The organism is Marinicauda salina (genome assembly GCF_003122085.1).
Taxonomy (GTDB): Bacteria; Pseudomonadota; Alphaproteobacteria; order Caulobacterales; family Maricaulaceae; genus Maricicauda_A; species Maricicauda_A salina.
The window spans coordinates 831,365-844,920 of sequence record NZ_QEXV01000001.1; the positions used below are offsets into that span (position 1 = coordinate 831,365).

Sequence of the window (13,556 nt, forward strand, 5' to 3'; positions counted from 1 at the left end):
TTCGGGGAAGTCATGCGCATCGCCTTTTTCGGAGACATCGTGGGCAAGTCCGGGCGCATCGCGCTGGCCGATCACCTGCCTGGGCTGCGCGACCGCCTGGCGCTCGACTTCGTCGTCGTCAACGCGGAGAACGCCGCCGGCGGGTTCGGGATCACCGAGAAGACCGCGAACGAGCTGTTCGACGCCGGCGCCGACGTGCTCACCCTGGGCAACCACGCCTGGGACCAGGCCGAGGCGCTCGGCTATATCGAGCGCGAACCGCGTTTGCTGCGCCCGGTGAACTATCCCGAGGGCGCCGCGCCCGGCCGCGGCGCCTCGCTCTACGATCTGCCGGACGGCCGGCGCGTGCTGGTGATGAACGTGTTGCTGCGCGTGTTCATGCAGCCGCTCGACGATCCCTTCGCCGCCGTCGACGCCCAGCTAAGGGCCTGCCCGCTCGGGGCGGTCGCCGATGCGATCCTCGTCGACATGCACGGCGAGGCGACGAGCGAGAAGCAGGCGATGGGCGTCTATTGCGACGGCCGGGCGAGCGTGTGCGTGGGCACGCACACGCACGTCCCGACCGCCGATCATCGCATTCTTCCAGGGGGCACGGCCTATCTCACGGATGCGGGCATGTGCGGCGACTACGATTCGGTGCTGGGCATGGACAAGGCCGAGCCGGTCAATCGCTTCGTCACCCACATGCGCTCGGGCCGCTTCCAGCCCGCGGAGGGCGAGGGGACGGTGAGCGGGCTGTTCGTGGAGACCGACGACAAGACCGGGCTGGCCACGCGCTGCGCGCCGATCCGGGTCGGCGGCGCGCTGGCGGAGGCGCATCCCGGCTAATCTCAGCGCGGCCTCTCGGAAGCGGTCGGAAGACTCTCTACAGTGGGGGCGGTGGAGTTGTCCGGCGGAGGGGGCGCTGGTGCCGCAGGATCCGCGTATCAAAGCTTTCAGGAGGTCCGGCCGGCTTGGCGAGGCCGACGCCGATCACGCTGCGGCGCTGATCGCGGAGACCGGCGAGCCGCTGGACCAGGTTCTCACAAAGCTCGGTCTGTTGACCGAGCTGGAGATCGCCGCGCATTTCGCCGAGCTCGCCGGGCTCGAGATGGCGCAAGGCGTCGCTGATCTGCCCGCGCCCGATGATGACGGTCTCGACGCCGGCCTGAACCCGGCTTTCCTGCGCGCCCAACGCATTCTCCCTGTCGGCGAGAGCGATGGAAGCGTCCTCGCCGCCCTGGTCGATCCGGCGGAGGGGGAAGCGGCCGACGCGCTTGCATTCGCCCTGTCGCGTCCGGTCAGACCCATTGTCGTGCCCGCTTCGCTGTTCGAACGGCTTTACGCGCGCCGCTTCGCCGCAGAGCCCGCCCGCGACGAGCCGGGCCAGGACATCTCCGCCGATGCGGAACGCTTGAGGGATATGGCGAGCGCGGCGCCCGTCATCCGTCTCGTCGACCGGCTCATCACCGAAGCCGCCGAGACGCGCGCGTCCGACATCCATATCGAGCCGGGCGCGCGGGAGGCGGTCGTGCGACGGCGGATCGACGGCGTGCTGCGCGAGACGGGCCGGCTCGCGGTCACCCAGGCGCTCGCCGCGATCTCCCGCATCAAGGTGCTTGCCGATCTCGACATCGCCGAGCACCGCCGACCGCAGGACGGTCGCATGAGCTTTCCGGTGGCCGGGCGCAGCATCGATCTGCGGGTGTCGGTCGTTCCCACCGATCACGGCGAAAGCCTCGTCGTGCGATTGCTCGATCCGGACGCCGGCCTGCGCGATCTGGAAAGCCTCGGCTTTTCCGAGACGATGACGGATATCTCGCGGCGCTGCCTGGCGCGGCCGAACGGCATATTGCTCGTGACCGGCCCGACGGGGAGCGGCAAGACCACCACGCTCTACGCGTTCCTGCGGCATCTCGCCGACGGCGAACGCAAGATTCTCACGATCGAGGATCCGATCGAGTATCGTCTCGCCGGCATCTCGCAGTCTCAGGTCAGTCCGGCGATCGGGCTGGATTTCGCCGGCGCGCTGCGGTCGTTTCTCCGTCACGACCCGGACGTGATCATGGTGGGCGAGATCCGCGACGAGGAGACTGCGCGCACCGCCGTGCAGGCGGCGCTGACCGGCCATCTCGTGCTGTCCACGCTGCACACCAATGACGCGCCCGGCGCCGTGACGCGACTGAACGACATGGGGATCGAGCCCTATCTCGTGGCCTCCACCCTGATTGGCGCGTTCGCGCAACGACTGGTGCGCACGATCTGTCGAGAGTGCGCCGGATCGGGATGCCAGGCCTGCGACGGGACCGGGCTCGCCGGCCGGATGGCGATCGCCGAGGGATTCGAAATGGATGAGGGGCTCAGCGAGCTCGTCCGCGCCGAGGCCGGAGAAGGCGCCCTGCGCGAGGCGCTGCGTCGCGACGGGTTTGCACCGATGGCCGCCGACGGGCGGGCCAAGATCGCCGCCGGTCTGACGCGAGACGAAGAGGTCGAACGCGCGGTGGGACGCCATGACTGACGGCGTGAGCTGGCGCTATGTGGCCGAAGCCCGCGACGGGCGCACGGTCAAGGGGCGCCTGCCCGGCGCGAGCGAGCAGGCGGTCGCCGATCGCCTGCGCGCCGATGGACTGCGTCCGGTCCTGATCCGTCAGGCGCGCGGGCGGCTCTTCGGTTCGGGTCCGCCCCGTCTTTCGCCCAAACAGTATGCGCGCGTGGTGCGCTCGCTCGCCGATCTGCTCGGTTCGGGAATTCCCCTGCGCGACGCGCTCGCCATGCTGGTCCGGCGCGAGAAGGACGGGCGGACGAAGGCCCTGCTTTCGCGACTCGAGGCCCGCGTTTCGGCGGGCGACAGCCTCACCGCGGCGCTGCGCGCCGACCCGCTCGACCCGCCGCGCCTCCTGCCCGCGATCAGTTCGGCCGGCGAGGCGAGCGGCGAACTCGCCGCCTCGCTCGACCAGCTCGCCTCGCAGATGGAGGCGGACCAGGCGGTGCGCGCCGAAATCACCGGCCAGCTCGTCTATCCCGCCGCGCTGCTGGCGCTGATCTTCGCCACGCTGGTCTTCCTTGCGTGGTTCGTCCTGCCTCAGTTCGATTCGCTGTTCGCCAACACCGGCGCGCCGCCGCCGCCGGAGACCGCCGCCATCCTCGCCGCCGGAAAGGCGATACGCGCCGCCGGGCTGTGGATCGCGCTCGCGGTTCTGCTCGGGCTGCTCGGAGGACGGCGCGTGCTGGAGGCCCGGCCGGGGGTCGGCGATCGAATCGCCGGAGCGATCCCGGTCATGCGCGGCGTGCGCGCCAAGCTCGACACGGCGCGCTACTGCCGCAGCCTGTCGCTTCTCCTGGCCGCCGGGCAACCGCTCGCGCGCGCCGAGCCGGTGGCGCGCTCCGCGGTCGCCTCGCCGATCCGGCGCGCCGCGCTCGTCGCGGCCGGCGAGCGGCTCCGGAGCGGCCAGTCCTTCGCGAGCGCTCTGCGCGACGAGGCCGCCTTGCCGGAAGAGATCGCCGGGTTCGTCGAACTCGGCGAGAAGACCGGCCGGCTGGCTGCGCTGCTTGCTCGCGCGGCGGACATCTACGAAAGCGAAGCGCGGCAAACCCTTAAACGGACGGTGGAATTGCTAGGCCCAGCGATGACGGCCATACTTGGCCTGTTCGTGGCTGCCGTGATCGCGTCCGTGATCTCCGGCGTGCTCAGCCTGAACGAGGTGGTGTATTGATGATGACCCGCCGCGGCCGGTCCCAGAACGGCTTCACCCTGTTCGAACTCCTCGTCGTGCTGGCGATCCTGGCGTTGCTCGCCGCCATCGTCGCGCCCCGCGTGATCGGCTATCTCGGACGCGCCAAGTCCGACGTCGCCGAGACGCAGATGTCCAATATCGTCACGGCCCTGGAACTCTACTATCTCGACATGGGCCGATACCCCTCCGAGTCGGAGGGCCTTCAGGCGCTGGTGGAGATGTCTGGCGAGGGCGAGACTCCCAATGCGCGCTGGCAGGGCCCCTATCTCGACGACGAGTCCGGCCTGATCGATCCTTGGGGGCGGCCCTATGTCTATGCCCGCCTGGAGGACGCGGACAGGGTCGAGATCCTCACCTACGGACGCGACGGCGAGGCGGGGGGAGACGGCGAGGATGCCGACATCACCAAGCGCTGACAGGTTCGCGCACGCAGCCGGCTTCACCCTGTTCGAGACCCTGGTCGCGCTCGCGATCGCGTCGAGCGTGGCCGCTACGGCGGCTGCCTTCGTGCGCATGAACTCCCCCGGACCGGCGATGACGGCGATGATCGACCGGACGGCCGCCGATCTCGCCCGAGCGCGTCTGGAAGCGCGTCGCACCGGTCGCCCGGTCGATGTGCGGGTGAACGACGAGGGTTACGCCATTCCCGCCCTCGCCGTCGTCCGGACGTGGAGACCCGGCGTGGAGGCGCGATGGTCGCGGGCGGCGGAGACGGGTTTCGAGCTGATTCCCGGTCCCGCCGCGGCGGAGCCGATCCGGCTGGAACTCGACTATTCCGGGCTGGAGGCGGAGATTCTTGTTCGGTCAGTCAGCGGGCGGATCGATGTCCGACGGGGGTAGGAGAGACGCGGGCTACGCGCTCAGCGAGGTGCTGGTCGCCGCTGCGATCGCGGCCGGCGTGCTGATCGCCGCGATGACGGGTCTGTCCGCGAGCCTGCGCGGCGCGCGCGCCGCCGACGAGGCGCGGATCGAACAGCTTGTCGCCGCCAATATCGCCGCGCGCCTGAGGGCCGGGCTGCCCGTCGATCTCGCCGTCGAAGGCTATGAGGGCTGGCGCGTCGACATGAGCGCGATCGACGAGCCGACCGATCCGCGGACCGGCGCGGCCCTGTCCGAGGCGCGGATCCTCCCGCCGGGCCGCACGAGCGCCGGTTATGCCTTGATCGTGCTTCACGAGGGGGCGGGATGAGCGGACCGAGGAACGACGCCGGGTTTTCGCTGACCGAGACGCTCGTCGCGGTCGCCATTCTCGCCGCGGTGTCCGTGGCGCTGGCGCCCGCGATCCGCAGCGCGTTCGTCGCCCACAAGGCGCTCGGCGAGGCGAGCGAGGCCGCGTCGGCCCACCTCCATCTGGAGCATGCGCTGCGCGACCTTCTCGCCGCGGCCCTGCAACTTCCCGGCAGCGGGGATGCGCCGACATTCGAGGGCAATCCCGGGTCGATCCGCTTCGCCGCCCGCCCTCCGGGAAGCCGCTCGCCTTTGGTCGTCGGGATCGAGGTCGCCGGGCGCGAGGATGCGCAGAGCGTCCGCATTACGCTGACGCCGCTCGACGGCGGGCCCAGCGCCGGTGATACGATCGGCGGCGCCTACAGCGAGCTGCGGTTCCTGTTCTACGGGGAGGCGGAGGAAGGCGAGCCGGCGCGCTGGCGCCGGAACTGGGACGCTTCACGCCCGCCGCGCCTCGTCGTGCTCGACATGGCGCGGCGTCCCGGCGACGACGCCCTGCGTCGCATCGAGGTCGCCGTGGGCGGGCGGGCGGAGCTCGCCTGTGATTACGATTCCGGCCTGCAGGCTTGCCGTCAGGGCATATGATGAACGTTCTCGCCGCGCTGAAATCATGGGGCCGCGCGCTCGCCACCAGCCTCGACTGGGCGTTTCGCGAGGCGAGCCGGCCGTTCCCCGCGCCGCTTCGTCGGGCGGGCGTGCGTCGTCGCATGAGCGTCGTGCGCCCCGGCGCCGACGGGCGCCTCGTTGCGGCCGGAGTCGCCGAACAGTCCTGGCTCGGTCACTGGCGGAGCATCCCGGATCGGCGGGACGGGAGCGGGCTCGATACGCTGGCGCTGCTTCCCGAGGACCGGGTCCTGAAGCGCAGGCTCGTCCTCGGTCCGGCAGCCGCGGACCATGCCGGCCAGGCGGTGGCGCATCGCTTCACCGAGCTTTGCCCCCTGCCGGTCGACGAGGCGACCTGGTCATGGCGCGTGGTCGGTCCGTCGCAGGGCGGCGGATGCGAGGTCGAACTCGCCATCGCGCGTCAGAGCGAGACGGAGGCCTGTCTGGACTCCGCCGAGAGTCGGACGACGATCGTCGCAGCCGGGCTGGAGGAGGCTGGTCCCGTCCATATTCTCGCGCGGCGCGCGGCCGGCGGCGCGCGGCCGGCGAAGCTCCTGCCCGCCGTCGTCGTGCTGGCGCTCGTGTTTGCAGCCTGGGCGACGGGGTGGCGGATTGATCGCGATCTGGCCGCGCTCGAGGCCGAGCGCGAGGCCCTTCTGGCCGAGGCGCGCGGTCTGCGCGCCGAAACCGAAACCGCCGCCGCGCTCGGCCCCGTGATCGCCCGTCAGCGGGCCTATCCTGATCTCGACGACGTGCTGCGCGCTCTGGAATCCGGCGTGGCGTCCCTGCCGGAGAGCGCGGCCGTCGGCGGCATCGGCGCGAACCAGCGCGAACTCGTCATCCATGACGCCTCGCCGGCGCGGCGCGAAGTGCTGCGTGAACGCATCGGAGCGGACCAGTGAAGCCGCTGGCCGCTCTCTCTCCCCGCGCCCGGCGGGCCGTCGCCTGGACGGTGACCGGCCTGGCGCTCGTCTTGCCGCTGCTGGCGATCGCGGGCTGGGCGTGGGCGCTGGCCGGAGAGCATGCAAGCCGCGCTCAGCGGCTTGCCGAGCTCCGCGCCCTCGAGACGCGGGTGGTCGAAGCCCGGGCCGAAGCGACCGCCAACCCCCGTCTCGCCCTGATCGCCGATCCGGACCTGCGCGCCAGTCTGCGTTCGCCTTCCGCGGCCGAGGCCCGCCTCGTCGAGCAGGGCGACGCGCTGGCTGCGCGACTGGAAGCCGCCGGGCTCCAGCCCGCGCTGTCGCAGGAAGTCGAACGCGTCACGCTCGGCGGCGTGGAGGAAGTGCGCATGAGGCTGACCGCTCGGGGAGATGCGGCCGCGATCCTGGAAGCGCTCGGGGGCGGAGTCGCGCCCGATCTTCGCGTTTTCTCCTTCCGTCTCGAACCGCTGGGCGACGGCGAGGCCCGCCTCCGCCTCGTCCTCGTGCGCGCGACATCCGGAGGCGACGAAGATGCGGATTGACGCCCCGACCCTTCTGGCCGGCGCGGCGATCATCGCCGCGTCGGCGTGGGGGTTGGGCCAGATCCTGGCCCCGCCGCCCGACGCGAGATCGCCGCAGCGTCCCGCCCTGGAGGCCGGGCCGGTCCCCGACGGCGCCGCGCTGCAGGCCGTCGCCGCCCGGCTCCGCCGCCCCGAGCCTGCGAGCGCCCCCGAGCCGGCGGCGTCCCCCCGGCCGACTCCGGCCGTCGAGGTCCGGTTGATCGGCCTGGTGGAGTCAGACACAGGTTGGGTGGCCCTGATTTCGCATGCCGGCGAAACGACGACGGTGCGACCCGGCGGCAGCGTCGGCGGCTACTCCCTGACGGAGGTCGGTGCGCGCTCGGTCGTGCTCGAACGCGAGGGGGAGCGCCTGCGCCTGGAACTCGAGTCGTAAATCGGGCGAGGCATGACGAATGTGCGGGACGTGGGCTAGTTTGGCTGATTGCGGCTGAGGGGAATGGAATGACGGGCTCGGTTATGGCGCGGATCGCGTCAGCGGCTTTGGCGGCGTTATGCCTTCAGGCCTGCGAGACGTTCGCCCCCGACGCCGGCGGCGATGAGCCGGCGCGGTCGCCGGAGCCCGCCGCCGAGCCGGCCCCGGACCCGGATCCGCAAGCGCTCGACTTCAGCGTTCCCTCTTCCGAACCCGCCGAGCGCGATGAAGAGCGCCTTGTCTATTTTCGCGACATGGCCGGGGCGTCCGCCCTGGATTCGGACGGTCTGTCCGAGCGTGATTTCCGCACCGGGACGCTGGGACTCGATTTCGTGGACGCTCCGGTCGCCGACGTAGCGCGGGCGGTGGTCTCCGAGGCGCTCGGCGAGCAGGTCGCCGTAGCGAGCGGTGTTGACGGGCGCATCACCCTGACGGCTCCCGAGCCCGCCCCCGTTCGCAGCGCGCTGCGGGCGCTGGAAGCCGTGCTCGCCGAGTCCGGCCTCGCCCTGGTCGAGCTGGAGGAGGGCTTCCTTCTCACGACCCGGGATCGCGCAGGCTCCGCCGGCGGAGTCGCAGCCCCGCGTCTCGGCTTCGGCGCGCGGATCGTGCCCGTCACGAACACCACGCCGACTGAACTGCTGCCGCTCATCGATCCCTTCATCACCGATCAGGTCGAGATCGCCTTCGACGACGCCGAAGGGATCATCATCCTCACCGGGCCCGGTCCCGACGTGGAGAGCGCCAGAAGCGCGATCGAGCTTTTCGACCGGCCTTACCTGGTCGATCGGGTGTTCGGCATGTTCGAGCTTCACTACATCGACGCGCGCACGGCGAAGTCCGAAATCGACACCCTGCTGCAGGGCATGGGGCTGTCGCCGGAAACGGTTCGCACCCTGGCCCTGCCGCGGCTCAATCTCCTTTTCGTGGCGACGCGCGAGCGCGCCCGTTTCGATGAGATCGAGGGGTGGATCGATCGATTCGACCGGCCCTCCGGCGGCGACGAGCGGCGCCTTCGCTATTACGTGGGGCGCAACACGCCCGCCGAAACGCTGGCGAGGCAGATCTCCGCGGCTTTCGCCGGCTCCGGCGCCGGAACGGGTCAGTCGGGCGAGCTGCCGCGCTTCTCCGGCGATGACGCGGCGACGAGCGACGAGGCCGGACAGGATGACGAACCCGGCGGGCGGCTCACCATCATCCCCGACGAGCTCAATAACGGCCTGATCATCCGCGCGACAGACCAGGAGTACCGCGAGATCGTCCAGCTGCTCGAGCGCATGGACGTGATGCCTCCGCAGGTTCTCATCGAGGCGACGATCGCCGAGGTGCGCCTCACCGACGAGCTGAGTTTCGGCGTGCGCTGGTTCTTCGAGGAGCAGGTCGGCGAGGGCGACCACCAGCTGAACTTCACCGACTCGCCCACCGGGTCGTTCGGTCCCGCCTTTCCGGGGTTCAACTACGCCTTCGTCGGGTCGGACATCAACGCGGCCCTGTCGGCCCTGGATTCGGTGACCGATGTCAGCGTCCTGTCCGCGCCCTCCATCATGGTCCAGAACAACCAGACCGCCAATCTCCAGGTCGGCGACGAGGTGCCCATCGTCACCCAGACCGCCCAGGCCGTCAGCGATCCCAACGCGCCGCTGGTCCAGAACGTCACCCTCCGCGAGACGGGGGTGATCCTGGAGGTGAGCCCGCGCATCAACGCCAGCGGCATGGTCGTGCTCGACGTGACGCAGGAAGTGTCCAGCGCGCGTCCGAGCACCACGTCGGGCATCGACTCCCCGACGATCCAGCAGCTGCGCTTCACCAGCACCGTGGCGGTGAGGAGCCGCAACACCATCGCGCTGGGCGGGCTCATTCGCGAGCAGGCGACCGAACTCGACGACGCCGTGCCGCTGCTGGGCCGCATCCCGGGAATCGGCAACGCGTTCCGCTCTCGCACCGAACGCACGGAGCGGCGCGAGGTGGTCATCTTCCTGACGCCGCGCATCATCTCCACCGAGGCCGAGGTCGACGAGGCGCTCCAGCGCATTCGCCGCGAACTCGGCGCGCTCGAGGATCGCTATCCCGATCTGTTCGAGGAGTGATGCGTCCCGATCGCCCGATCCGCCGCGAAGAGGGCTCGGCCCTCGTCTATGTCCTGTGGATCACGCTCCTCCTCTCGGTCCTGATGGCGGGCGCGGCGCTGTTCGCGCGCACCCAGATCATCGCCGCGCGGGTTGAACAGACCGTCCTTTCCGAACGTCTCGCCCTGCGGTCGGCGCTCGATCTCGTCGCCTATCGCGGCGCCATCGCAGGGCGGGCCTATTTCGAAGGCCTTCCGGACACGGTGGCGTTCGGCGGCTACGAGATCCTGGTCGAGCGCGCGCCGAACCATGGCCGGCTCGATGTCAATCTCGCCGACGAGACGGCGTGGATGCGTCTTTTCCAATCGCTCGGCGCGGAAGACGCGCTTGCGCGCCGCCTGACCGACCAGGTGCTCGACTGGCGCGACAGCGATACCGATCCGAGGCCTGACGGCGCCGAGGCGAACGCCTATTCCGGCTCCGCCAAGCAGATCGGCAACAGGGCGTTCTTCCATATCGGCGAGCTGGAGAACGTGCTGGACATCACTCCGGCGCGGCTGGCCTGCATGGCGCCCTATCTGACCGTGCTCGGCGGTACGGGCCCGGTGCAGGGGGCGCCGCTCCAGGGGCTGGAGCTTCCCGCGCGCAGCGACGGGATGCGCGTGGCGCTGCGTGCTGCAATCGTGGGTGAAGCCGGGTCGGGGCGCGCGCTGACCGGTCTGGCGCAATTCGGCGCGTCGGATACGCGCCCCTTCGAATGGGTCCATATCGGCGCGGACGACGGGATCGCGGCGTCTTGCCCGGAGGGCGCCTTCGAGAGCGCAGCCGCTACCTAGATGCATGCCGCCGCATATGATTACTTAGCGCTTCGCGTGATCGCCGAACGCCCGTTCTTGGGGGGGACGATATGTTCGACAGGCTGATTCACAGGCCGCACCAGCGCCGCATGATCTGGGCGACGGTGCTCGTCGGGATCATCGCCGTGCTGTTCTGGACGCAGTCGCGTTATCCCTCGCTTGACGAAAAGGCGATGATGAGCGGCGCGATCCAGCTCGAGGATCCGCTGAGCTTCGAGGCCTTGCTGCCGCTCTTGCCCGACCATTCGGTCGTCGAGCGGATCGTGATCACCACGCTCAACTGGATGAAGACGAACCGCAACGGCATGACGTTCGGCGTGCTGTTCGCGGCGGCCTTCCTGACCATGCTCGGCTATCTCCGCCGACGCAGCTTCCAGGGCCCGTTCGCCAACGCCTTCTATGGTCTCGCGCTCGGCGCCCCGCTCGGCGTGTGCGTCAATTGCGCGGCCCCGATCGCGAAGGGTCTCTACACCGGCGGATCACGGGCGGAGACGACGCTGGCGGCGATGGTCGCCTCGCCGACTCTGAACATCGTCGTCCTGACGATGGCGTTTTCGCTTCTCCCCTTCTACATCGCCGTCACCAAGCTCGTTCTGAGCCTCGGCGTCATCCTTCTCGCCGTGCCCATACTGTGCCGCTTCATCCCGCCGGAACGTCTCAGCGCCGAGGTGCCCGATCCGCACGACGTGCCCGCGGCGCCGCTCCCGGAGGAAGCGCCGCCAACGGAGAGCTTCGGCCGCTCGATCCTCGAATTCGGCAAGGATTTCGGCGGGAACCTCTGGTTCATCGTGAGCCGGACGGTGCCGCTCATGCTGTTGGCGGGATTTCTCGGCGCGGTCGTGGCGACCTTCTTTCCGGTGGACTCGATCTCGGGGGAGAATTTCGGCCCGCTCGGGCTCGTCTTCGCCGCGCTCGTCGGAACCTTCCTGCCGGTGCCGATCGGATTCGACGTCGTCGTCTCGGGCGCGCTGCTGAACGGCGGGATGGGCCACGGCTACATCATGACGCTCGTGTTCACGCTCGGCTCCTTCTCGATCTATTCCCTGTTCATCGTCGCGACCTCGATCGGCATGCGCGCCGCGTTCATGCTCGGCGGCACGATCATGCTGACCGGTCTCGTCGCCGGAGCGGGCGCGCAAGCCTGGCACGGCTACCAGACCCAGCGCGCGCTCGACATTCTGACAGCGGCCGAGGAGGCGGTGATCCCGCGCGCCGAGGCCGCCGCTATGCCCGCAACCCCGCTCGACGAGGCCGCTGGCCGGAGCGCGTCGGGCGGGGGCGAGCCGACGGTCACGGTGTCGGCGACGCCCTTCAATCCGCGTTCGCCGGAAGGCGACGCGCCCTTCACCCGCATCGAGGCCTGGCGCCTCGGCGTCGACAAGCCGGTCGAATTCTCCTTCGCCGACATGTGGCCGCCGTTCTGGGAAGGCCGCTCGGTCACGAGCGGGGACATAGACCGGGACGGCGATCTCGATCTCGTCTTCGCGTCCACCGAAGCCGGCCTCTACGCCTACGCCAATGACGGCGACGGGCGGTTCACGCCGATCGAGCTCGACCTGGGCGCTGTCGCCGACCTGCCGGTCTTCAACGCGGCGCTCGTCGATCTCGACGATGACGGCTGGCTCGACCTTTTCGTGGCGACCTACCGGGAGGGGATGTTCGTCATCCCGAACCGCGAGGGCGAGCTGGATCCGTCATCGCGCAGGCCCGTCGAGAACAGCGACGACGCCTTGCTCGCCCTGTCGCTGAGCTTCGCCGATATAGAGGGCGACGGCGATCTGGACGCGGCGCTGGGCAACTGGGCGGCGGGCTGGTACCGGCGCATCCCCGGCGAAGAGTCGCGCAATCGCATTCTCCTGAACGAGTCCGGGCGTCTCACCGGCGCGCGCCACGCCGACCTCCCGGGCATTCCGGGGGAGACGCTGTCGATCCTGTTCTCCGACATGGACCAGGACGGCGCCGTCGATCTTCTCGTCGGAAACGATTTCGAGGTCCCCGACTATTTCTATTTCGGCGACGGCGACGGCGGGTTCGATCCGGTCACCCGCCAGGACGGGCGGATCGAGCACACCACGACGACGACGATGGCGTTGAAGACCGCCGATCTCGACAACGATCTCGATTTCGAGATCTACGCCGCCCAGATCGCCGGCCGGTCGAGCGGCGTGTCGGACCGTCTGCGGATGCGTCCCATCGCGCGCTACTGCGAGGGCATCGAGCGCGAGAGCGACCGTGAGACGTGCCAGCGGAATATCGACATCAAGCGCTGGTACCGCGCGGGGCACAGCTTCGATCCGGCTTACGCCGACCGGTGCCAGCAGATGGAGGGGCGCTATCGCGACGAGTGCCGCGCCATGCTGGTCAAGGACCTCGCCATCCAGAACCGCGACCCGTCCATCTGCGGCATGATCCCCGCCGGCCAGCTGCGCGTGCGCCAGCTCTGCGACATCCATTTCCAGCCGCCGCGTCCCGTCACGGACGAGGAGGAAGACGCCGCCATCTCGCAGATCCTCGGGCGCAACGTGCTGCTCGTCGAAGGCCGGGACGGCGCCTATTCCGACGAGGCGGAGGCGCGCGGCGTCGAGGTCGGCGGCTGGAGCTGGGACGTGAAGATCGCCGATTTCGACAATGACGGCTGGCAGGACATCTATATCGTCAACGGCACCTGGGTGCCCAACGAGGTCACGCCGTCGAACATCTTTCTCAGCAATGATGGGACGGGCCGTTTCTCCGAGGAGACGGAGCGCTTCGGCCTGACCGATTTCCTGATGACCGCCGCCGCGATTACGGCCGATCTCGACAATGACGGCGATCTCGACCTCGTCACCGTGCCGGTGAATGCGCCGACCATCGCCTACATCAATAACAGCCAGGACGGCCACGCCATCGCCTTCCGGCTGGAGGACGAGATCGGCAATCATTACGGCGTCGGCGCGCGCATCGAGATCGAGACCGCGTCCGGCCGCCAGGTTCGCGAGATCCAGTCGGGCGGAGGCTTCATGAGCTTCGATGCGCCCGTCGCTCATTTCGGACTGGGCGAGGACGAGGTCGTCGACGAGGTTGTCGTCCACTGGCCGGACGGCGGCTCGACCGTGATCGACGAAGCGCTCGACGCGGGGGCCACATACACGATCGCCCGGTCAGGTTCTCGGGCCTGAGACGGCATCACCGGAGACGCAA

General features: G+C 69.7%; 13 protein-coding genes. All 13 read left to right on the top strand.

Going from position 1 to position 13,556, the window contains the following annotated elements; translation table 11 throughout:
• Nucleotides 1-12: 12 nt before the first annotated feature.
• The 13 genes from DDZ18_RS03745 to DDZ18_RS03805 all read left to right on the top strand — a co-directional run bounded on the left by DDZ18_RS03745 (nucleotide 13) and on the right by DDZ18_RS03805 (nucleotide 13,534).
• Entirely contained in the window at nucleotides 13-828 is an 816-nt protein-coding gene (locus DDZ18_RS03745; protein ID WP_109251989.1) for a TIGR00282 family metallophosphoesterase, read from the top strand.
• 79 nt (nucleotides 829-907) lie between these two features.
• A complete protein-coding gene (locus DDZ18_RS03750) occupies nucleotides 908-2,497 on the top strand; it encodes a GspE/PulE family protein (RefSeq protein ID WP_233245691.1) in 1,590 nt (529 codons plus the stop codon).
• Entirely contained in the window at nucleotides 2,490-3,692 is a 1,203-nt protein-coding gene (locus tag DDZ18_RS03755; RefSeq protein WP_109251991.1) for a type II secretion system F family protein, read from the top strand. Before DDZ18_RS03750 ends, DDZ18_RS03755 begins: the two co-directional genes overlap by 8 nt.
• Nucleotides 3,692-4,129 carry a type II secretion system major pseudopilin GspG gene (gene gspG / locus DDZ18_RS03760; RefSeq protein WP_109251992.1) on the top strand — a complete coding sequence of 146 codons (438 nt, stop codon included), beginning with the start codon at nucleotides 3,692-3,694 and terminating at the stop codon, nucleotides 4,127-4,129. The genes DDZ18_RS03755 and gspG overlap by 1 nt, the downstream gene beginning before the upstream one ends.
• Nucleotides 4,107-4,553: a prepilin-type N-terminal cleavage/methylation domain-containing protein gene (locus DDZ18_RS03765; protein ID WP_158272055.1), complete on the top strand. Its 447-nt coding sequence runs from the start codon at nucleotides 4,107-4,109 to the stop codon at nucleotides 4,551-4,553. Before gspG ends, DDZ18_RS03765 begins: the two co-directional genes overlap by 23 nt.
• A complete protein-coding gene (locus DDZ18_RS03770; RefSeq protein WP_146190597.1) occupies nucleotides 4,537-4,902 on the top strand; it encodes a pilus assembly FimT family protein in 366 nt (121 codons plus the stop codon). Before DDZ18_RS03765 ends, DDZ18_RS03770 begins: the two co-directional genes overlap by 17 nt.
• Nucleotides 4,899-5,525 (top strand): prepilin-type N-terminal cleavage/methylation domain-containing protein, encoded by a 627-nt coding sequence (locus tag DDZ18_RS03775; RefSeq protein ID WP_109251995.1) that lies wholly within the window; start codon nucleotides 4,899-4,901, stop codon nucleotides 5,523-5,525. Before DDZ18_RS03770 ends, DDZ18_RS03775 begins: the two co-directional genes overlap by 4 nt.
• On the top strand, nucleotides 5,525-6,445 hold the full coding sequence (locus tag DDZ18_RS03780; protein ID WP_109251996.1) for a hypothetical protein: 921 nt from the start codon (nucleotides 5,525-5,527) through the stop codon (nucleotides 6,443-6,445). Before DDZ18_RS03775 ends, DDZ18_RS03780 begins: the two co-directional genes overlap by 1 nt.
• Nucleotides 6,442-7,005, top strand: a complete 564-nt coding sequence (locus DDZ18_RS03785; RefSeq protein WP_109251997.1) for a hypothetical protein — start codon at nucleotides 6,442-6,444, stop codon at nucleotides 7,003-7,005. Before DDZ18_RS03780 ends, DDZ18_RS03785 begins: the two co-directional genes overlap by 4 nt.
• A complete protein-coding gene (locus DDZ18_RS03790; protein ID WP_109251998.1) occupies nucleotides 6,995-7,417 on the top strand; it encodes a type II secretion system protein N in 423 nt (140 codons plus the stop codon). Before DDZ18_RS03785 ends, DDZ18_RS03790 begins: the two co-directional genes overlap by 11 nt.
• A 68-nt stretch (nucleotides 7,418-7,485) precedes the next feature.
• Entirely contained in the window at nucleotides 7,486-9,540 is a 2,055-nt protein-coding gene (gene gspD / locus DDZ18_RS03795) for a type II secretion system secretin GspD (RefSeq protein WP_109251999.1), read from the top strand.
• Entirely contained in the window at nucleotides 9,540-10,355 is an 816-nt protein-coding gene (locus DDZ18_RS03800; RefSeq protein ID WP_109252000.1) for a type II secretion system minor pseudopilin, read from the top strand. Before gspD ends, DDZ18_RS03800 begins: the two co-directional genes overlap by 1 nt.
• 71 nt (nucleotides 10,356-10,426) lie before the next feature.
• The gene (locus DDZ18_RS03805; RefSeq protein WP_109252001.1) at nucleotides 10,427-13,534 is read left to right on the top strand and encodes an FG-GAP-like repeat-containing protein; all 3,108 of its coding nucleotides are present in this window, start codon (nucleotides 10,427-10,429) and stop codon (nucleotides 13,532-13,534) included.
• The last annotated feature ends 22 nt before the right edge of the window (nucleotides 13,535-13,556 follow it).

What these genes read in the sequence shown, in the direction of transcription:
- DDZ18_RS03775 (WP_109251995.1), top strand. Translation starts at nt 4,899, where the DNA reads ATGAGCGGACCGAGGAACGACGCCGGGTTTTCGCTGACCGAGACGCTC.
- gspG (WP_109251992.1), top strand. Translation starts at nt 3,692, where the DNA reads ATGATGACCCGCCGCGGCCGGTCCCAGAACGGCTTCACCCTGTTCGAA.
- DDZ18_RS03745 (WP_109251989.1), top strand. Translation starts at nt 13, where the DNA reads ATGCGCATCGCCTTTTTCGGAGACATCGTGGGCAAGTCCGGGCGCATC.
- DDZ18_RS03790 (WP_109251998.1), top strand. Translation starts at nt 6,995, where the DNA reads ATGCGGATTGACGCCCCGACCCTTCTGGCCGGCGCGGCGATCATCGCC.
- DDZ18_RS03780 (WP_109251996.1), top strand. Translation starts at nt 5,525, where the DNA reads ATGAACGTTCTCGCCGCGCTGAAATCATGGGGCCGCGCGCTCGCCACC.
- DDZ18_RS03800 (WP_109252000.1), top strand. Translation starts at nt 9,540, where the DNA reads ATGCGTCCCGATCGCCCGATCCGCCGCGAAGAGGGCTCGGCCCTCGTC.
- DDZ18_RS03770 (WP_146190597.1), top strand. Translation starts at nt 4,537, where the DNA reads ATGTCCGACGGGGGTAGGAGAGACGCGGGCTACGCGCTCAGCGAGGTG.
- DDZ18_RS03755 (WP_109251991.1), top strand. Translation starts at nt 2,490, where the DNA reads ATGACTGACGGCGTGAGCTGGCGCTATGTGGCCGAAGCCCGCGACGGG.
- DDZ18_RS03765 (WP_158272055.1), top strand. Translation starts at nt 4,107, where the DNA reads ATGCCGACATCACCAAGCGCTGACAGGTTCGCGCACGCAGCCGGCTTC.
- DDZ18_RS03805 (WP_109252001.1), top strand. Translation starts at nt 10,427, where the DNA reads ATGTTCGACAGGCTGATTCACAGGCCGCACCAGCGCCGCATGATCTGG.
- gspD (WP_109251999.1), top strand. Translation starts at nt 7,486, where the DNA reads ATGACGGGCTCGGTTATGGCGCGGATCGCGTCAGCGGCTTTGGCGGCG.